The organism is Staphylococcus equorum (genome assembly GCF_029024965.1).
Taxonomy (GTDB): domain Bacteria; phylum Bacillota; class Bacilli; order Staphylococcales; family Staphylococcaceae; genus Staphylococcus; species Staphylococcus equorum.
Genome location: NZ_CP118982.1, coordinates 2,360,838 through 2,380,112, shown reverse-complemented (window position 1 = coordinate 2,380,112; position 19,275 = coordinate 2,360,838). Strand labels below are relative to the sequence as shown.

19 protein-coding genes are annotated in these 19,275 nt (G+C 35.0%); 16 read left to right on the top strand and 3 right to left on the bottom strand.

What is annotated here, in order from left to right; translation table 11 throughout:
- Positions 1-61: 61 nt before the first annotated feature.
- From PYW44_RS11630 to tuf, 5 genes are all read left to right on the top strand, one after another.
- A complete protein-coding gene (locus tag PYW44_RS11630) occupies positions 62-316 on the top strand; it encodes a ribosomal L7Ae/L30e/S12e/Gadd45 family protein (protein WP_002508567.1) in 255 nt (84 codons plus the stop codon).
- Between the two features lie 95 nt (positions 317-411).
- Positions 412-825 carry a 30S ribosomal protein S12 gene (gene rpsL / locus PYW44_RS11625; RefSeq protein WP_002508566.1) on the top strand — a complete coding sequence of 138 codons (414 nt, stop codon included), beginning with the start codon at positions 412-414 and terminating at the stop codon, positions 823-825.
- 70 nt (positions 826-895) lie between these two features.
- A complete protein-coding gene (gene rpsG, locus PYW44_RS11620; protein ID WP_002508565.1) occupies positions 896-1,366 on the top strand; it encodes a 30S ribosomal protein S7 in 471 nt (156 codons plus the stop codon).
- A 119-nt stretch (positions 1,367-1,485) separates the two neighbouring features.
- A complete protein-coding gene (gene fusA, locus PYW44_RS11615) occupies positions 1,486-3,576 on the top strand; it encodes an elongation factor G (protein WP_002511359.1) in 2,091 nt (696 codons plus the stop codon).
- 222 nt (positions 3,577-3,798) lie between these two features.
- A complete protein-coding gene (gene tuf, locus PYW44_RS11610; protein WP_002508563.1) occupies positions 3,799-4,986 on the top strand; it encodes an elongation factor Tu in 1,188 nt (395 codons plus the stop codon).
- Between the two features lie 524 nt (positions 4,987-5,510).
- Here tuf and PYW44_RS11605 read toward each other — a convergent pair.
- Positions 5,511-6,692, bottom strand: a complete 1,182-nt coding sequence (locus tag PYW44_RS11605) for a M20 family metallopeptidase (RefSeq protein WP_037539624.1) — start codon at positions 6,690-6,692, stop codon at positions 5,511-5,513.
- A 192-nt stretch (positions 6,693-6,884) separates the two neighbouring features.
- On the opposite strand from PYW44_RS11605, the gene PYW44_RS11600 reads away from it, so the two are divergent.
- Positions 6,885-8,075, top strand: a complete 1,191-nt coding sequence (locus PYW44_RS11600; protein ID WP_115076065.1) for a glycine C-acetyltransferase — start codon at positions 6,885-6,887, stop codon at positions 8,073-8,075.
- A gap of 219 nt (positions 8,076-8,294) precedes the next feature.
- On the opposite strand, the gene PYW44_RS11595 is transcribed toward PYW44_RS11600, so the two are convergent.
- On the bottom strand, positions 8,295-8,738 hold the full coding sequence (locus tag PYW44_RS11595) for a hypothetical protein (RefSeq protein WP_002508560.1): 444 nt from the start codon (positions 8,736-8,738) through the stop codon (positions 8,295-8,297).
- Positions 8,739-9,160: 422 nt separating this feature from the next.
- Here PYW44_RS11595 and PYW44_RS11590 point away from each other — a divergent pair, with 422 nt between their 5' ends.
- The 9 genes from PYW44_RS11590 (at position 9,161) to PYW44_RS11550 (ending at position 18,035) form a co-directional block, all read left to right on the top strand.
- Complete coding sequence (locus tag PYW44_RS11590; RefSeq protein WP_069813580.1) at positions 9,161-12,055, top strand: bifunctional glycosyltransferase/CDP-glycerol:glycerophosphate glycerophosphotransferase; 2,895 nt, start codon at positions 9,161-9,163, stop codon at positions 12,053-12,055.
- A 71-nt stretch (positions 12,056-12,126) separates the two neighbouring features.
- Positions 12,127-12,699, top strand: a complete 573-nt coding sequence (locus tag PYW44_RS11585) for a GNAT family N-acetyltransferase (RefSeq protein ID WP_069802432.1) — start codon at positions 12,127-12,129, stop codon at positions 12,697-12,699.
- A 25-nt stretch (positions 12,700-12,724) separates the two neighbouring features.
- Complete coding sequence (locus PYW44_RS11580) at positions 12,725-13,231, top strand: GNAT family N-acetyltransferase (RefSeq protein WP_056935259.1); 507 nt, start codon at positions 12,725-12,727, stop codon at positions 13,229-13,231.
- 188 nt (positions 13,232-13,419) lie between these two features.
- Positions 13,420-14,124: a CoA transferase subunit A gene (locus PYW44_RS11575; protein WP_069802434.1), complete on the top strand. Its 705-nt coding sequence runs from the start codon at positions 13,420-13,422 to the stop codon at positions 14,122-14,124.
- Positions 14,117-14,764 carry a 3-oxoacid CoA-transferase subunit B gene (locus tag PYW44_RS11570; RefSeq protein ID WP_069802436.1) on the top strand — a complete coding sequence of 216 codons (648 nt, stop codon included), beginning with the start codon at positions 14,117-14,119 and terminating at the stop codon, positions 14,762-14,764. Before PYW44_RS11575 ends, PYW44_RS11570 begins: the two co-directional genes overlap by 8 nt.
- Positions 14,765-14,773: 9 nt before the next feature.
- Positions 14,774-15,550, top strand: coding sequence for a 3-hydroxybutyrate dehydrogenase (locus PYW44_RS11565; RefSeq protein ID WP_069802437.1), 777 nt, complete (start codon positions 14,774-14,776; stop codon positions 15,548-15,550).
- 107 nt (positions 15,551-15,657) lie between these two features.
- Positions 15,658-16,077, top strand: coding sequence for a hypothetical protein (locus tag PYW44_RS11560; protein ID WP_069802439.1), 420 nt, complete (start codon positions 15,658-15,660; stop codon positions 16,075-16,077).
- Positions 16,078-16,086: 9 nt separating this feature from the next.
- Positions 16,087-17,049: an ornithine cyclodeaminase family protein gene (locus tag PYW44_RS11555; RefSeq protein WP_071563041.1), complete on the top strand. Its 963-nt coding sequence runs from the start codon at positions 16,087-16,089 to the stop codon at positions 17,047-17,049.
- 146 nt (positions 17,050-17,195) lie between these two features.
- Positions 17,196-18,035: a sialate O-acetylesterase gene (locus PYW44_RS11550; RefSeq protein ID WP_069802481.1), complete on the top strand. Its 840-nt coding sequence runs from the start codon at positions 17,196-17,198 to the stop codon at positions 18,033-18,035.
- A gap of 108 nt (positions 18,036-18,143) precedes the next feature.
- Here the strand turns inward: PYW44_RS11550 and PYW44_RS11545 are convergent, their stop codons facing one another.
- Positions 18,144-18,449, bottom strand: coding sequence for a monooxygenase (locus PYW44_RS11545; RefSeq protein WP_002511369.1), 306 nt, complete (start codon positions 18,447-18,449; stop codon positions 18,144-18,146).
- Positions 18,450-18,672: 223 nt separating this feature from the next.
- On the opposite strand from PYW44_RS11545, the gene isaB reads away from it, so the two are divergent.
- Complete coding sequence (isaB, locus tag PYW44_RS11540) at positions 18,673-19,269, top strand: immunodominant staphylococcal antigen IsaB family protein (protein WP_069802445.1); 597 nt, start codon at positions 18,673-18,675, stop codon at positions 19,267-19,269.
- Positions 19,270-19,275 lie beyond the last annotated feature (6 nt).

Below are 19,275 nucleotides of genomic sequence, written 5' to 3'. Positions count from 1 at the left end.
CAGTAGCTAAGATGTTATTATTATTAAGGTTGATGCAAGCAGAACTTTGGAGGATATTTTAATGTCTAATGAAAAAGTTGCACGCTTTAACAAACAACATCATGTTATTGGGCTTAAACAAACGCTTAAGGCTTTGGATAAGAACCAAGTTACATCATTGATTATTGCTGAAGACGTTGAAGTTCATTTACTGACTCGCGTGTTAAGTCAAATCAATCATAAACAAATACCTGTTTCATTTTTCAAAAGCAAGCAAGCTTTAGGAGAATATGTAGGTATTAACGTTAATGCAACAATTGTTGCGTTATTAAAATGAGATTAGTAAGAATTATTCTTACTAAATTTTATTTGCCCTTGAAATGAACCACCTGGATGTGTGGGATTATAAATGATGAGAGGAGGAAACATTCAATGCCAACTATTAATCAATTGGTACGTAAACCTAGACAAAGCAAATCGAAAACATACGGTTCACCAGCTTTGAACAGAAACTTTAACAGCAAAAAGAAAAAATACACTAGTTTAAACTCTCCACAAAAACGTGGTGTTTGTACTCGTGTAGGTACTATGGCTCCTAAAAAACCTAACTCCGCGTTACGTAAATATGCCCGTGTACGTTTGTCAAACAGTATCGAAATTAATGCGTATATCCCTGGTATCGGACATAACTTACAAGAACACAGTGTTGTACTTGTACGTGGTGGACGTGTAAAAGATTTACCTGGTGTACGTTATCACGTTGTACGTGGTGCGCTTGATACTTCAGGCGTAGATGGACGTAGAAAGAGCCGTTCAAAATACGGAGCTAAAAAACCTAAAAAATAAGTTTAAGATTCCGTAAATTTTCGCAATAAATTTTAAAAATATACTATAATAGGAAGGGAGGATTTACATTATGCCTCGTAAAGGATCAGTACCAAAAAGAGACGTATTACCGGATCCAATCCACAACTCTAAATTAGTTACAAAATTGATCAACAAAATCATGTTAGATGGTAAACGTGGGACAGCTCAAAGAATTCTTTATTCTGCTTTCGACTTAGTTCAAGAACGTAGTGGTCGTGAAGCTGTTGAAGTATTCGATGAAGCTATCGACAATATCATGCCAGTATTAGAAGTTAAAGCTCGCCGTGTAGGTGGTTCTAACTATCAAGTACCAGTTGAAGTTCGTCCAGAACGTCGTACGACTTTAGGACTTCGTTGGTTAGTTAATTATTCGCGTCACCGTGGTGAAAAAACTATGGAAGAGCGTTTAGCTAACGAAATCTTAGATGCAGCCAACAATACAGGTGGCGCAGTTAAGAAACGTGAAGACACTCACAAAATGGCTGAAGCTAACAAAGCCTTCGCTCACTATCGTTGGTAGGATAGTAGCTTTATCCCTGAGCATGTTCCACATTGATAGTTTACTATCGAAGGCGCATGCTTAGGGCATCGCCATATTTATAGTATTTATTCGCAGTTATACTGGAAGGAGAAAAATACATGGCTAGAGATTTTAGTTTAGACAGAACTCGTAATATCGGTATCATGGCCCACATCGATGCTGGTAAAACAACTACGACAGAACGTATTCTTTACTATACTGGACGTATCCACAAAATTGGTGAAACTCATGAAGGAGCTTCACAAATGGACTGGATGGAACAGGAGCAAGATCGTGGTATCACAATCACATCTGCTGCAACAACAGCACAATGGGATGACCACCGTGTAAATATCATCGATACACCAGGACACGTAGACTTCACTGTTGAAGTTGAACGTTCTTTACGTGTACTTGATGGCGCAGTAACAGTACTTGATGCACAATCAGGTGTTGAGCCTCAAACTGAAACAGTTTGGCGTCAAGCAACAAATTACAGTGTACCTCGTATTGTCTTCGTAAACAAAATGGACAAAATGGGCGCTAACTTTGAATATGCAGTTAGCACTATTCATGACCGTTTACAAGCTAATGCACAACCAATTCAATTACCAATTGGTGCTGAAGATCAATTTGAAGCAATCATTGACTTAGTTGAAATGAAATGTTTCAAATATAACAATAACGAAGGAACTGATATTGAAGAAATTGAAATTCCTGAGGATCATAAAGAAAGAGCTGACGAAGCTCGTTCAGCATTAATTGAAGCAGTTGCTGAAAGTAATGATGAATTAATGGAAAAATATTTAGCTGACGAAGCAATCACTGTCGCTGAATTAAAAGACGCTATCCGTCAAGCAACAAATGATATTGAATTTTATCCAGTTCTTGTTGGTACAGCGTTCAAAAACAAAGGTGTTCAGTTATTGCTTGACGCAGTAATTGATTACTTACCATCACCATTAGACGTTAAACCAATTGTTGGACATCGTGCTGATGACCCAGAAGAAGAAGTTATCGCAAAAGCTGATGACGATGCTGAGTTCGCTGCTTTAGCGTTCAAAGTAATGACTGACCCTTATGTTGGTAAGTTAACATTCTTCCGTGTTTATTCAGGAACGCTTTCATCTGGTTCATACGTTAAGAATTCTACAAAGAGCAAACGTGAACGTGTAGGTCGTTTACTACAAATGCACGCTAACTCTCGTCAAGAGCTTAACACAGTATACTCAGGAGATATCGCTGCTGCGGTAGGTCTTAAAGATACTGCTACTGGTGATACTTTATGTGGTGAGAAGAATGACATTATCTTGGAATCTATGGATTTCCCAGAACCTGTTATTCACTTATCTGTTGAACCAAAATCTAAAGCTGACCAAGACAAGATGACTACAGCTTTAGTTAAGTTACAAGAAGAAGATCCAACATTCCATGCACACACAGACGATGAAACTGGACAAGTTATCATTGGTGGTATGGGTGAACTTCACTTAGATATCTTAGTAGACCGTATGAAGAAAGAATTTAACGTTGAATGTAACGTTGGTGCTCCAATGGTTTCATACCGTGAAACATTTAAGCAATCAGCTCAAGTTCAAGGTAAATTCGCTCGTCAATCTGGTGGTCGTGGTCAATATGGTGACGTTAAGATTGAATTCGCGCCTAACGAAACTGGTGGCGGTTTTGAATTCGAAAACGCTATCGTTGGTGGTGTAGTTCCTCGTGAATACATTCCATCAGTTGAAGCAGGACTTAAAGATTCAATGGAAAACGGTGTATTAGCTGGTTATCCTTTAATTGATGTTAAAGCTAAATTATATGACGGTTCATACCATGATGTCGATTCATCAGAAATGGCCTTCAAAATTGCTGCATCATTAGCGCTTAAAGAAGCTGCTAAAAAATGTGATCCAGTTATCTTAGAACCAATGATGAAAGTAACAATCGAAATGCCTGAAGAGTACATGGGTGACATCATGGGTGACGTAACATCTCGTCGTGGACGTGTTGATGGTATGGAACCTCGTGGTAATGCACAAGTTGTTAACGCTTTTGTACCACTTTCAGAAATGTTCGGTTATGCAACATCATTACGTTCTAACACTCAAGGTCGCGGTACGTATACTATGTACTTTGACCACTATGCAGAAGTTCCAAAATCAGTTGCTGAAGCAATTATCAAGAAAAACAGTGGTAATTCAGCTGAGTAATTAAATTTATTTTGTAAGATAACAGTCTATCTGTTAATTACATGTAATGCTTAATTATGTAGCTTACAGTTTTATCAATTGATTTTTTAGCTGAAATGCATTATAAAGGTACTATATAGTCCTTTATTACAAGTAACAAATATTCTTCTCGTGACAGTGAGTAACTGTCATGAGAGATAAATTTTAAAAATTAATTTTCTAACGAATAGGAGAGATTTTATAATGGCTAAAGAAAAATTTGACCGCTCAAAAACCCATGCCAATATTGGTACTATCGGACACGTTGACCATGGTAAAACTACTTTAACAGCTGCAATTGCAACTGTAATGGCAAAAAATGGTGACACTGTAGCTCAATCATATGACATGATTGATAACGCTCCAGAAGAAAAAGAACGTGGTATTACAATTAATACTTCTCATATCGAGTACCAAACTAATTCTCGTCACTATGCTCACGTTGACTGCCCAGGTCACGCTGACTATGTGAAAAACATGATCACTGGTGCTGCTCAAATGGACGGCGGTATCTTAGTAGTATCTGCTGCTGATGGTCCAATGCCTCAAACTCGTGAACATATCTTGTTATCACGTAACGTTGGTGTTCCAGCATTAGTTGTATTCTTAAACAAAGTTGACATGGTTGACGATGAAGAATTATTAGAATTAGTTGAAATGGAAGTTCGTGACTTATTAAGCGAATATGACTTCCCTGGCGACGACGTTCCTGTAATCGCTGGTTCAGCATTAAAAGCGCTTGAAGGCGTTGAAGAATATGAAAACAAAATCTTAGAATTAATGGACGCTGTTGATGAATTTATCCCAACACCAGAACGTGATTCTGACAAACCATTCATGATGCCAGTTGAGGACGTATTCTCAATCACTGGTCGTGGTACTGTTGCTACAGGCCGTGTTGAACGTGGTCAAATCAAAGTCGGTGCTGAAATTGAAATCATCGGTATGCAAGAGGAATCAACTAAGACAACTGTTACAGGTGTTGAAATGTTCCGTAAATTACTAGACTACGCTGAAGCTGGCGACAACATTGGTGCTTTATTACGTGGTGTATCACGTGATGACATCTCTCGTGGACAAGTTTTAGCTGCGCCTGGTACTATTACACCGCATACTAACTTCAAAGCAGACGTTTATGTTTTATCAAAAGAAGAAGGTGGACGTCATACTCCATTCTTCACTAACTACCGTCCGCAATTCTATTTCCGTACTACTGACGTAACAGGCGTTGTTACTTTACCAGAAGGTACTGAAATGGTTATGCCTGGCGATAACGTTGAAATGCAAGTTGAATTGATTTCACCAATCGCTATCGAAGATGGTACTCGTTTCTCTATCCGTGAAGGTGGACGTACTGTTGGATCAGGCGTTGTAACTTCAATTATTAAATAATAAATAATTTCTATCTTTGATAGATATTTTAGGAGTCTCCTTTATGGAGGCTCTTTTTTATATAGAAGCCCTTATCACAACAAGTGATTAGGGCTTCTTAATGCAATAGCAAAGCTATTGTAAACCACAGAAACCCGAAATGGATTAGGGCTTCTTAATATAATTGTCTTTAGCACTTTTTTATCATTATTTACGCGGACATCGCCCTAGCTTGTAGTCTTCATCTTGTAGTCTTCCCGCAGGTATTTGCGTAAATAACTGCTGTTTTAAGCAAATAGTATAATTGAATTAACGAAAATAAAAATAATAATGAAAACAAACAAGCACAATGTCAAAACGACATTGTGCTTGTTTATATAGGTAGATAGAAAAGTTATTACATGGTCAATATTTCATATAAGTAATAATAGAACGTCTGAGCTGTTGTAGTGGATCACATATGCTGAAGCATATGCGTAAGACTTACTAATCCAAATGAATTGGAAAGTAAGTCTTTATGCATAAAAATCACTAACGTAATAAAATTACGAAGTGGTTTTAACAATCACATTTTCGAGTTCTAGAATTTTGAGGAATTGGCTAACGGTGTATTTCATTGCTTTTTCATCAATATTGAAGTTTGGACTGTGATGTGGGTGTGTTGTATCTTTTTCTGGATTACCGCATCCTGTTAGGAATAAAGCACCTGGACGGACTTTTAAGTAATGAGAGAAGTCTTCACCAATCATCATTAATTCTGACTCGTTGAATCTTAAGTTAATATCGTTTGCTGCTTTTTTAACAACTTCATAGCTATTTGGATTGTTGTGGACAGGTAGATAGCCCTTAATGTAATCCATTGTATATGTGATGTCGTTTGCCACAGCAAGACCTTGTAAGAGTTTATCCATTTTAGTCATAACATGAGTTTGGACTTCTGTATCGAATGTACGTACAGTACCTTTACAAAATGCAGTGTCAGGAATGATATTATCTGCAGATCCTGCTTGGACCATACCAAAACTTATCACTGCCTGTTTGACAGGGTCAATCGTTCTTGAAACGATTTTTTGTGCACTCATAATAAATTCAGCCATGATAACTACAGGATCAATGGTTTCGTGTGGTTTGGCACCATGTCCGCCTTTACCTTGAATTGTAATGTTGAATTCATCTGGTGAAGCCATCATTGCACCAGCACGTGAATAAATCGTACCTGTAGGATAACCGCTCCATAAATGGTTAGCGTATATTTTGTCTACGTCTTGTAAACAACCATCGTCTATCATTTCTTGAGAGCCACCTGGCATTACTTCTTCGCCATATTGGAAGATGAGCACCACGTTACCATTTAAAAATTGTAGATGATGCTCTATAATTTCAGCCACGCCTAATAAAGTTGCGGTGTGACCATCATGACCACATGCGTGCATGGCACCAGGATTTTTAGATTTGTAATCGACTTCTGTAAGTTCATCTATAGGTAGTGCATCGAAGTCTGCACGTAATGCTACAGTGGGACCGTCGCCACGACCTTTAAAAGTCGCAACGATACCATTGCGACCTACGGGTGTACGTATTTCACATGACAATTGACTCAATTGATTTTGAATATAATCATGAGTATGGTATTCTTCGAACGATAATTCGGGATATTGATGTAAGTAACGACGTACTTGTATCATTTTACTTTCTTTTTCTTGCGCTAGTTGAAACCAATCAAACAACTTCAACCCTTCTTCCTTAGTCATTTTTTATCCAGTATACCATTTAAAATAACTTAACTGTACCACCAATTATTAACGGACAAATTCAATTTTAGAAAACGCTCTCTTTTTAATTATTATTCTACTTTCATGTATTTTAAAAATAGGTTATGATTAACTTAAACGCAAAGACAATCCAAAGGGGGGCTTGCAGTGGTACAATCACTACATGGCTTTTTAGATGAAAATATTCAGTATTTAAAGGATAACGGTTTATACAATGAAATAGATACAATTGAAGGTGCGAATGGGCCTGAAATTAATATCAAGGAAAAGAATTACGTTAACTTATCTTCGAACAATTATTTAGGACTAGCAACAGATGAAGATTTAAAGCAAGCTGCGAAAGATGCAATTGATACACATGGTGTTGGTGCAGGTGCAGTACGTTCGATTAATGGTACATTAGATTTACATGATGAATTAGAAGCAAAATTAGCTGAATTTAAAGGGACAGAAGCAGCAGTAGCGTATCAATCAGGTTTCAACTGTAATATGGCAGCAATTTCTGCTGTTATGAATAAACATGATGCGATACTTTCAGATGAATTAAATCACGCATCTATTATAGATGGCTGTCGTTTATCTAAAGCGAAAATTATTCGTGTAAACCACTCAGATATGGAAGACTTACGCGCAAAAGCAAAAGAAGCAGTGGAGTCAGGTCAATATAATAAAGTTATGTACATTACTGATGGTGTATTCAGCATGGACGGTGATGTTGCGAAATTGCCAGAAATCGTTGAAATCGCCGAAGAATTTGGCTTAATTACTTATGTTGATGACGCACATGGTTCAGGCGTGATGGGTAAAGGTGCAGGCACAGTAAAACATTTTGGCTTACAGGACAAGATTGATTTCCAAATGGGTACGTTATCAAAAGCGATTGGTGTTGTAGGTGGTTATGTAGCTGGAACACAATCATTAATTGATTGGTTAAAAGTACAATCAAGACCATTTTTATTCTCTACATCATTAGCGCCTGGAGATACGAAAGCAATCACTGAATCAGTGAAAAAATTAATGGCATCTACAGAATTACACGATAAACTTTGGGATAATGGTAATTATTTAAAAGCTGGATTAAAAGATCTAGGATTTAATATTGGTAACTCAGAAACACCAATCACACCTGTTATTATTGGCGATGAGAAGGAAACACAAGCATTCAGTAGCCGTTTGAAAGACGAAGGCATCTATGTGAAGTCAATCGTCTTCCCAACAGTTCCTAAAGGTACAGGACGTGTGCGTAACATGCCAACAGCTGCGCATACGAAAGAAATGTTAGACCAAGCACTAGCTGCTTATGAAAAAGTAGGCAAAGAACTAGGAACAATTAAATAGTAAGGATTTAAACTTGAGTCTGACGTATCAACACCTGTTTCAGACTCAACCATTATGGGAGTTGGAAGATGAAATCAAATTTTGATTTCTTTTTCACTCCCGTTTTTTTATGACCAGAAAAGGGAAGAAATAGTGAATAACTAAAATAGCCATGCTACTTTTTAGTAACATGGCTATTAAACATAATTATGTGAAAATGAGCAGGGTTTTCACTGTTGTTTAAAGTCCTGCTTTAGACTTTAAACGTTTACGTGTTTGTTTATTTTGGATAAATGGAATTGTGAACCATAAGATATGAAGCATACTTGCTAATATAACAAGTACAATTGGAATAAATATTTCAACTATACTAATATCTACAACGAATGATGCCAGAATAAACGCAGTGATAGACGGTACTGCACAAATAATCACTACTGTTAACAGTACAAATTGTAATACTTGTGTTGCGATAGGGCTATATATATCTAGTATGACAATAGCCACATAAAATAGAGTGATAAAGGCAAGTAGTACAATAATCCAACCGAGCGCCAAACCAGTATCAGATTCAATAAAATTTTGATAGGGCGCTAATATTGGTAGAATGAATAAAATCATTACTGATAACCATGCCAGTACACCAAACAACAAAAATAATTTTTTAGATCTATTATGAGTCATAGTAACAACCTCCTTAAGATACCAAACCCATGTCATCTTATAGTTAAGAGATGTGTTTTTTACTAGAGGTAATTCTAAATGGCTAAGCACAATATAATTCATCCAATGCTTTCACTTACTTATATACCCATAAAATAGTATTTTTACACTATGGATTAATGGTCTTTCTAATAACAAGAAAGTACTTTTAAATATTAATTTTTAAGAATCACTCTCAATATAATTAATAAAACTATACTTTTAGCATTAATGAGTCGATTTTTAGACAAAAATATTAATAAATTTATATTTACCTCCACACATATTATTATTAATATAATTATAATATATTGTATTAGACTGTGCTCTGCTTAATGATAAATTGTTAAAGTGCATTTATCAAACATTGGAGCAATTGTCGAATTTTCAGGAGCGGCTAAAATATGAAGAAATTAGTGGTTTATGGTAGTTTTTCATCAATGAATGAAGTTGATGAAATCGTAACACATTGTAGAGATGAATATAAAAAAATTATTATAGCTTATCATATAAAATCTATGATACAAGCTGATATTGAAAACAGTCATGGTATTGACCTCGTACTGAAATATAAAAATTTAAGTGACTTGGCTATATTTGAAACTGAAGATTTTCAAATTATAAGTTTAAATGAACTTATATATGAAAGATATGATTTTAAAATGAGTATTGTAATACCTGTATATAATACAGAGCAATACATTGAAGAAACATTAGAAAGTATTATTAAACAAAATATGAATTTAGAGGATATACAGATTATTCTTGTGAATGATGGATCGACGGATAATTCAGAGGCTATATTAACTAAATATAGAAATAGATATCCTAATAACATTTATTATACAAGTAAACAAAATGAAGGGGTTTCTATCGCTAGAAATACAGGGTTAAAGTATGTAAGAGGTAAATATGTAAACTTTCTGGATTCGGATGACAAATGGGGACTTACAACTTTAAAGCATGTATATAATTATTTTGAGATGAATCCTACGCTTAATGTTATTTCTACAAGGTTAAGGTTTTTTGACAATATTGTTGGAGAACATCCCTTAAATTTTAAATATGAAAATAAAGTAAATAAAGTCGTAGATTTAAAACAAGATTATGATCATATTCAAATGAATGTTGCTTCTGTATTTTTTAGAACGTCAGCTATTAAAGGTGTAACTTTTGATACTTCATTAAAATATGGTGAAGATGCTAAATTTGTTTACAATGTCATTAAACAAACTTTTAAAATTGGTTTAATGAGTTACACGCAAGGTTGTTATTGGTATAGAAAAAGAAGAGACGAATCATCAGCTATAGATAAAGCATTATCTAACCCAACGTTTTATAGTCCAACCATCGAAAAATTTCATAATTACTTAATCAATGACAACCGTGACAATAATATTCCTAAGTACGTACAAATGATGATTTTATATGATTTACAATATAGATTAAGTTATCAAAATATTACGCTTTCAACCCTGAACAGTAAACAACTAGAAAAATATACAAACCAAATCATTCAGTTACTTAAACGAATGGATGATGACGTAATCTCTAATGCGCATCTAAAGCAAATTAATGCTGTGTATCAAATCGCTATTTTATCAGTGAAATATGAAGGGACAAATTTAAATATAAAGCATGAAAACGGAGAATATAAAATATATTCAAACCAGATTTTTATTAAAAATGTGAGTGATATGTATTTAAAGACAGAATATCTTTATGAAAAAAACAAACTATTAAAATGCGGATATAGCTTACCAAATATTAATATGAATATTGATGTTATACCAGTAGCAATAATTAATAAAGAAGAAATTGTTCGACCTGTTCAAGAATCGATAATAACATCACAAAAATTTTTGAATAAAAACATCAGTTATAATAAATTTTACAGATTTGATATAAGTTTAAATGACGATATTAAGCAGATAGAATTAAAATATCTTGTGAATCATAGCAGCTTAGAAAAGATTAACCAAGTCAGTAAAACAAGGCATACGAATTTTAGTAATACGAGGATTCCATTTAAACAATATGCTAATAGAACGTTAAGAATTGAAGATAATAAGAAGATTCTCCATATCAAAAAGAAGCGGTTTATTATATGGAAAAATATACTTGGCTTACTAAAAAATAAAAAAACGAGAAAGTCAGCTATATATAAAATTATAGGCATTATTAATAAAAAAAGAAGCAATGACAAAGTATGGTTATTCGTCGATAGATTAGATAAGGCAGGTGATAACGCAGAAGCATTATTTGATTTTGTGGTAAAAAACAAACCTGACGTTAAAGCATATTTTCTTATTTATCCTTCTAGCCCAGACTTTGTAAAGTTACGTGAAAAATATGGAGATAAGATTGTTGCATTTAATAGTAAAAGACACCATATACTCATGTTTAAAACAAACAAACTTTTTACATCACACTCAGAAGCATATCTGTTTAATCCGTTTGGTGGCATCAATGGGAAATTTATCAGAGAGCTTTTAGACTTTGAATTCATATTTTTACAACATGGTGTCATTCAAAATGACTTATCTACGTTATTACATAAACGGAACAAACCAATAGATTATTTTATTACAAGTGCTGAAGCAGAGAAAAGAGAAATTATAGAAAAATACGGTTTTAGTGAACAAGAAGTGATACTTTCAGGATTATCTAGGTTCGATTTATTAAGTCACAATAAAAAAAGTACTGAGCAAGTGATAACCGTCATGCCTACTTGGAGACCTCATCTACTTGAAGTAAGTGATAAACAATTCGTAGCAAGTCATTTTTATAAATCCATTTATGCATTTTTAACTCATCCTAAGATTCAACAAATAGCCAAACATAAAAACAATAAAATTAATTTGTGCTTACATCCGAGAATGCAAGACCGATTTTCGAAATTTTTTAAGCATATTACATATATCAACATCCCTAATCACTTTAGTTATAAAGATATTATTAGCAACACTAACTTGTTAATAACAGATGTATCGTCTATCGCATTTGATATTGCTTATTTAAGAAAACCAATCATTTATTATCAATTTGATATTGATGAAATCTATACATATTCAGTGTATACTCCTGGCTATTTCAACTATGTACAAAATGGGTTTGGTCCTGTAACTTATGATGTAACTTCATTAGTAAAAGAAGTTGTTAAAGTTAGAAAAAATAACTTCAAAATGAGCAAGTTTTACTTAAGAAGAAGTGCGATGTTTTTCAAATATCATGATCAAAATAATAGACAACGCACTATAGAGCTAATATCGGAACAAGCACTAAGGTATAAAGCGTAGTGAAAGATACGCTTTCATGGTGAAAAATGTTATAGTTTAGATAACAGATGGCGGTATGAAGGGGATTTTAGATGACGAAAAATTTAGGGTTGCATTTTACTACACAACGCCTTATCATTAGACCGTTGGAAGAAAATGATTACGAAACATGGTTGCGTGGTTTTGTAAACCGCAAGCCGTCTCAATTTAAATATGATAAAGGTCAAGTAGACATGTCAGAATCGACTGAACCGTGGTTTGCAGCGCTTATTGTAAGGCAACAACAAGCTATTGAAGCAGATGATTTATATATCTTTGGGATTTTTGATAAAGAGATGAATCATTTAGGCATGCTTGATATTAAGAACTTGAGCCGCGACAATTTTCAGTGGGCTGAAATTGGTTATTTTATTCACAATCAGTATTGGAATCAAGGCTTTGCTTATGAAGCAGTGACAGAATTAGTTAAGCAAGCACGAGATACACTGCATTTTCACAGACTTGAAGCACATATCAATATAGATAATATGCCTTCAATCGGTTTGATTGAAAAAGTAGGCTTTCAATTTGAATGTGTGCGTAAAGGTTTCATATTTGAGAATGGCGAATGGACAGATCATTATGTGTACTATTTAAATACACACAACGAAATCATAGATGAGTAATAACTTAAAAGGAAGGAGTGTCAACATGGTTGAATTTAGAGAATTAACAATGGGTGACGAAGCATTATATTGTGATTATATGAGAGAATGGATTGATCATGATGAAAAGGTAGTACCCGAGATTACAAATATTACAAAATATAGTAATTTTGAAGAAATAGTTCACGAATTAGCAGATAACAAATCACACGATCAAACTGTAGATAATACGACATTGTTTTTAATAGATGATGATGAAATCATCGGTGCTGCCAATATTCGTCATAACTTAAACGATAGACTGAAAAAAGTCGGCGGCCATGTTGGCTACGGCATTCGCAAAAAATACCGTGGCAAAGGTTTTGGCAACAAGTTGTTGAAGAAATCTTTAGACTACTTATCAAGAATTGGTGTTCAAGAAGCTTTAATTACTTGTGATCAAGATAATGAAGTTTCTGTAGCAGTAATTAAGCATAACGGTGGCGAAGAAATCGAACCATCCACGTTGGATGATGGTACAGTCATACGCCGTTTCCAGATTGAGATAGCATAATAATAAAAATGTGGGATTTAAAGTTGTCAGCCGACGTGCTGACAACTTTTTTTGATTTATAATACTATAAGCTTTAAATTAACAATTAATGTAACCGCAAACATAAATAAAAGACTTCACTAGAAGTTTCAAGTATAATCGTTTTTAGTACTAGGTGTTAAAACAATAGATAGAAATGAGGTTTATTTATGTCGAAAGTAATTAATGATATACATACAGCATTCGATGGACTAGAGGATGGCATGATTGTACTTGCTGGTGGCTTTGGGTTATGTGGCATACCAGAACATGCTATCGAAGCAATCCGTACGAAGGGTACAAAAGCTTTAACAGTAGTAAGTAATAACTGTGGTGTAGATGATTTTGGCTTAGGCCGTTTATTAGAGAACAAACAAATTGATAAAATGATTAGTTCCTACGTGGGTGAAAATAAAATATTTGAACAACAATTAATTAATGGTGAATTAGATGTAGAATTAACACCACAAGGTACATTAGCTGAGAAATTACGCTCAGGTGGCGCAGGTATACCTGCTTTTTATACGAAAACAGGTGTAGGTACGTTAATCGCTGAAGGTAAAGAAACGCGTGAATTTGATGGTGAAACGTATGTCATGGAACGTGCGATTAAAGGTGATTTTGGTATTGTAAAAGCGCAAAAAGCAGATACCTTTGGCAACTTAGTTTTTGAAAAAACTGCACGTAATTTTAATCCCTTATGTGCGATGGCTGCCACAACGACTGTCGTTGAAGTTGAAGAATTAGTTGAAATTGGAGAAATTGATCCGGATGAAGTACATATGTCAGGCGTTTACGTAGACTATATTTATTTAGGAGAGCATTTTGAAAAACGCATTGAGAAACGCACAGTGAAGGAGTCTAATCATGGATAAACAATTACAACGTAAGAAGATTATTCAACGTGCTGCACAAGAGATTAAAAGCGATATGGTAATTAATTTAGGTATCGGTATGCCTACACTTGTGGCCAATGAAATTAATGACCATGTAGAGAATGTCTTTTTCCAATCTGAAAATGGTTTGCTAGGTATCGGACCTTATCCAACAGACGTCGAAGTGGATCCAGACTTAATCAATGCAGGTAAAGAAACGGTGACTGCTGCGAAAGGTGCGTCGTATTTTGATAATGCGGAATCCTTCGCTATGATTCGTGGCGGACATATCGACTTAGCAATCCTTGGGGGCATGGAAGTCTCACAAACAGGAGATTTAGCCAATTACATGATTCCAGGTAAATTAGTCAAAGGTATGGGTGGCGCGATGGATTTAGTCGTCGGCGCACAAAAGGTCGTCGTAATTATGGATCACATGAATAAACATGGTGAGTCGAAGATTAAAGCACAATGTGAATTACCACTCACAGGTGCTGGCGTCGTCAACACATTAATTACAGATTTAGCAGTATTTCAATTTGAAAACGGAATGATGAAGCTTGTTGAATTACAAGATGGTGTCACTTTGGAAGAAGTTGAAGCCAATACAGAAGCGCAATTTGAAAATCATTTGAAGTAGGTGGGTAGAATGGTCAAAGATAAAGTAGTCATTATTACAGGTGCAGCAAGTGGCATCGGTTTAGGGATTGCTAGAGTATTTTTAGAAAATGGCGCTAAAGTCGTGTTAGCTGATTTAAACAATGAAAAATTAGCTCAGGAAACACATGATTTGAAAGACCAAGGTTACGATTGCATGCCAGTTCAAGTGGATGTCACTGATGAAGCGGCAGTTAAGAATATGATAGATGTAACTGTAGCAAAGTATGGTCGTTTAGACATTTTATTTAATAACGCAGGCTTACAACATGTTGAAAGTATCGAATCATTCCCAACTGACAAGTTCAGACAAATGATTGATATCATGTTAACTGGCAGTTTTATTGGTACAAAATATGCATTGCCGATTATGAAAGAACAACAATTTGGTCGTATTTTAAATATGGCTTCAATTAATGGCGTGATTGGTTTTGCTGGAAAAGCAGCGTATAACAGCGCTAAACATGGCATTATCGGTTTAACAAAAGTCTCAGCTTTGGAAACGGCGTCGGAAGGCATTACAGTCAATGCGATTTGTCCTGGCTACATAGATACCCCACTCGTACGTAATCAAATGGCAGATTTAGCTAAAGATAGAGGCGTCGAGGTAGAGCAAGTGTTAGAAGACGTATTATATCCGTTGATTCCACAAAAACGTTTATTAGATATTAAAGATATCGCAGAATATGCATTATTCTTGTGTAGCGACAGCGCTAAAAGTGTCACCGGGCAGGCTGTTTTAATAGATGGTGGTTATACTGTTCAATAAACAAAAAATATAAAAAATATTTAATCTTAATTCAGTGATAATTTTCAATAAAAATATGTTATGTTATAGATAACTTAATATATTGATGACTTGAGGGTGAATTACTGATGAAAGGTCCAGACGCAAATGATACAAGTTGGGTATCTATTATTTTTACCATTGCTTGTCTTGCAATGTCGGAAATACTAGAAAATAGTTTGTATAATAAAATGCTCACTGCAGTTATGATTTTAATATTGATTTTTATTGTCATTCGTAGATTGAAAGTGACTTTATATGATATACAAACACAAGATAACAATATAAACACGTTTATTAGTGTGAAAGCTGACTATTGGATTTTATACATTAAAGATATGATTGGTTATGTACTGATGGCAGCAATCTTTTTTGACTTTTTATTTATAAAAAATAGTTTGGCGTGGCTTATATTATTGATAATCGTCATTTTATTTGGATTCTTAATACTATTTGAGAATAAATTTGAAAAGAAAACCGACATTCTTGAAACAAATGATACAGAATAGAGGTGTTTTATGCTTTTTATAAGCGCACAAGAACAAGCACAATTATTAGATATGTCAGAAATTGTTGAAGCAGTAGCGGAATCTTTACGTGCATATTCAGAGGGCAAGACTGATACACCTTTGCGCTATTCGTTACCTTTTAACGAGGATAACCGTTATCTCGTGATGCCGGCATTGTCAGATGAATTGAAGATTGTCGGACTGAAGACAGTGACCGTGGCAACAAATAATACTAAAGTCGGTAAGAAAACCATCGTGGGATCTGTTATTTTATCTGATTATGAAACGGGTGAAACACTAGCAGTACTCGAAGGCTCTTATTTAACGAAGATACGTACAGGTGCGATATCAGGTGTGGCAACGAAATACCTTGCACGTGAAGACGCTAAAATATTATGCGTCATAGGCACAGGAGATCAAGCGGAAGGTCTTATTAAAGCAGTCCTTGCTGTAAGGCAGATTGATCGTATACAGTTTTACAATCGCACGTATGAAAAAGCTGTGACCTTTGCTGAAGAAGTACAAAGTGAATATCCAAATCTAGATTTAGCAGTGTTTGATAACGTAGACGAGGCCATAGAAGACGCGGATCTCATTGTAACTGCTACCAATGCATCAGAACCAGTATTTCATAAGCGTTTAGCACCAGGCGTTCACTTAAATGCTGTTGGTTCCTTTAAACCAGATATGCAAGAATTACCATCTCAAGCCATTGCAGATGCAGACAAGGTTGTTGTAGAAGCCGTAGAAGCGGCCATGGAAGAAACAGGAGACTTAATCAACCCGGTAGCAGAAGGTGTATTTAAAGCAGATGGTTTATACGGAGAACTCGGGAACATTGTTTCTGCAAAATTAGAAGGCAGACTATCAGAAGATGAAATTACAATTTTCAAATCCGTAGGCGTAGCCATCGTTGATATCGTAGTAGCCAATTACTTTTATCAAAAATTATTGAAACAACAAAGTGAATAAATCTAAAGATGACTACCATTAATTTGGTAGTCATTTTTATGTCTATACATACTAAAACCCCTTTTTACTTCAATCAAATACACACTTAAGGTATGATATTTATGACTAATAGTACATACATTCCAAAAATGGAAAGGGAAATTTATATGAAATCAATTTTACTTATAGGGCAGTCTAATATGGCCGGGCGTGGCTTTATCGATAGCGTGAAACCAATCGTAGATGAGCGCATTCAAGTATTGAAAAATGGTAGATGGCAAATGATGGACGAACCGATACATAGTGATCGTTCTGTTGCAGGTATAGGCCCCGCAGCATCGTTTGCTAAATTGTGGTTAGATAATCATCCAGATGAAACAATTGGCTTAATCCCGTGTGCAGATGGTGGTACAACGATTGATGATTGGGCAGAGGATCAAGTGTTAACACGACATGCGATTTCTGAAGCTGAATTTGCGATGGAAAGCAGTGAACTTATCGGTATATTATGGCATCAAGGTGAAAGTGATAGTTTAGAGGGTAAGCATCTTGACTACGAAATTAAGTTAAATCAAGTTGTGGATCATTTTAGACAAGCGCTTAATGCACCTCAACTGCCATTCGTAATGGGCTTGCTAGGAGACTTCTTAGGCAAAGCAGCATTTGGTCAAAGTGCATCAGAATACACTGAAATTAATGAAGTGATTAAAACTGTAGCAGAAGCAAAAGATAACTGTTTCTACGTAACGGCACAAGGTTTAACAGCCAATCCTGATGAGATTCATATCGATGCCCAGTCACAGCGCTTATTCGGTATGCGATATTATGCAGCATTTTCACAAGGTGCCAACATTAAAGACTCGTTACCAGATGAAAAGAAAGCAGATCATTTATTGTATAAAAAAGAATATACAAAGAGTGAACAAATGTATATGTTAGTAGCACGATTATCTAAGAATGAAATAACTTACCAAACATTTACAGAAGAAATGGCAAAGATGTATTAAAGTGATTACCTAGGAAATTTTAAAATTCACACAGAATACCCCAACAATACGCACACTTTTCAGGTGACGCTATTGCTGGGGTATTTTTAATATGCTATTGTCAAAAATCTACTCAACACGACCGTGTGTAATCTGTGTTAATCCTTCATTTATAGTGAATATTTTGGCGTTGATTTCCGTCACTCCCATAGCGTTGAGTCGTTCGCTATGCATATTTAAGTAACTTTCAGCATGCGCTTTACTGTCGAAGGCGTAAATACCACCTGCTTCTTTGGATGTTTCGTTCTCGGTCCAAATTTTCCATAAAAATCCTGGTTCATCATTAATTGATTTTGCTAAATCCTCGAATTGTCGTGCCATTTCATCTCCAAACGGACCATCTAAAGGAAAATCGACTTGTAAGATATGTACCATAAAAAATCATCCTTTCTAATTTCATAATCATATATTCACTATACATGTTTAATTGGTATACTGGTAAAATTTCAACTGCTTAAGTTAAAAAATCTAATTTAATTCTGATAATAATTTTAATATATAAAAGAGAAAATCCTTGCAATTAACATGATTTGGAGTATGATGAGGGTGAATAATTACACTTGCCAAAAGGGAAACTACAAAATAGGAGTGATTTATTATGAATAAAGTAGTAAAGTTACTATCTTCAACAGTCATAGTATCAACACTTGTCGTAGGTTCTTCCGCAGCGTATATAACGAGTAATAATCAAGAAGTCAAAGCGCAGTCAGAGCAAGTACAGAAATGGGGGCACGGTGAAGGTGGCGCTAGCGGTGCCAACACTGAAAGTAGTGCGATTGGTGTAGAATTAAAAGCTGAAACACCATGGTATAACTACGAAGGTTATACAACATATGATGCTTCATTTACACAAGATTACAACTTTGTAAGAGCGTTAAAATATGATAATGTCTCAATCGATGGCTATAAAGTAGATCCAAAAGCAGACTCTAAAGTTGAATATAACGAAACAATTTATGATACAACAGCATCATTTAATAAAGATGATGAAGTTGTTCAAACAACTTTCTTCACTAAACCAGATTCAGTTTCAAAGGATACGTTTAAAGATGCACACAGTTCTAATGAAATAACTGAAGAAGGAAAACTTGGTAACGAGGATGGCACGTTTGTAAAATATAAAACAAATGAAGGTAGCTACACAGCGTTCTTTGATACAAAAGATAATTTAATGGAAATGACTATAAGCCAATAGCCATAC

Bases quoted from the DNA above. Each gene is read 5' to 3' on its own strand.
- PYW44_RS11630 (WP_002508567.1), top strand. From the start codon at position 62: ATGTCTAATGAAAAAGTTGCACGCTTTAACAAACAACATCATGTTATT.
- rpsL (WP_002508566.1), top strand. From the start codon at position 412: ATGCCAACTATTAATCAATTGGTACGTAAACCTAGACAAAGCAAATCG.
- rpsG (WP_002508565.1), top strand. From the start codon at position 896: ATGCCTCGTAAAGGATCAGTACCAAAAAGAGACGTATTACCGGATCCA.
- fusA (WP_002511359.1), top strand. From the start codon at position 1,486: ATGGCTAGAGATTTTAGTTTAGACAGAACTCGTAATATCGGTATCATG.
- tuf (WP_002508563.1), top strand. From the start codon at position 3,799: ATGGCTAAAGAAAAATTTGACCGCTCAAAAACCCATGCCAATATTGGT.
- PYW44_RS11595 (WP_002508560.1), bottom strand. From the start codon at position 8,738: ATGACTCATAATAGATCTAAAAAATTATTTTTGTTGTTTGGTGTACTG.
- PYW44_RS11590 (WP_069813580.1), top strand. From the start codon at position 9,161: ATGAAGAAATTAGTGGTTTATGGTAGTTTTTCATCAATGAATGAAGTT.
- PYW44_RS11585 (WP_069802432.1), top strand. From the start codon at position 12,127: ATGACGAAAAATTTAGGGTTGCATTTTACTACACAACGCCTTATCATT.
- PYW44_RS11580 (WP_056935259.1), top strand. From the start codon at position 12,725: ATGGTTGAATTTAGAGAATTAACAATGGGTGACGAAGCATTATATTGT.
- PYW44_RS11575 (WP_069802434.1), top strand. From the start codon at position 13,420: ATGTCGAAAGTAATTAATGATATACATACAGCATTCGATGGACTAGAG.
- PYW44_RS11570 (WP_069802436.1), top strand. From the start codon at position 14,117: ATGGATAAACAATTACAACGTAAGAAGATTATTCAACGTGCTGCACAA.
- PYW44_RS11565 (WP_069802437.1), top strand. From the start codon at position 14,774: ATGGTCAAAGATAAAGTAGTCATTATTACAGGTGCAGCAAGTGGCATC.
- PYW44_RS11560 (WP_069802439.1), top strand. From the start codon at position 15,658: ATGAAAGGTCCAGACGCAAATGATACAAGTTGGGTATCTATTATTTTT.
- PYW44_RS11555 (WP_071563041.1), top strand. From the start codon at position 16,087: ATGCTTTTTATAAGCGCACAAGAACAAGCACAATTATTAGATATGTCA.
- PYW44_RS11550 (WP_069802481.1), top strand. From the start codon at position 17,196: ATGAAATCAATTTTACTTATAGGGCAGTCTAATATGGCCGGGCGTGGC.
- PYW44_RS11545 (WP_002511369.1), bottom strand. From the start codon at position 18,449: ATGGTACATATCTTACAAGTCGATTTTCCTTTAGATGGTCCGTTTGGA.
- isaB (WP_069802445.1), top strand. From the start codon at position 18,673: ATGAATAAAGTAGTAAAGTTACTATCTTCAACAGTCATAGTATCAACA.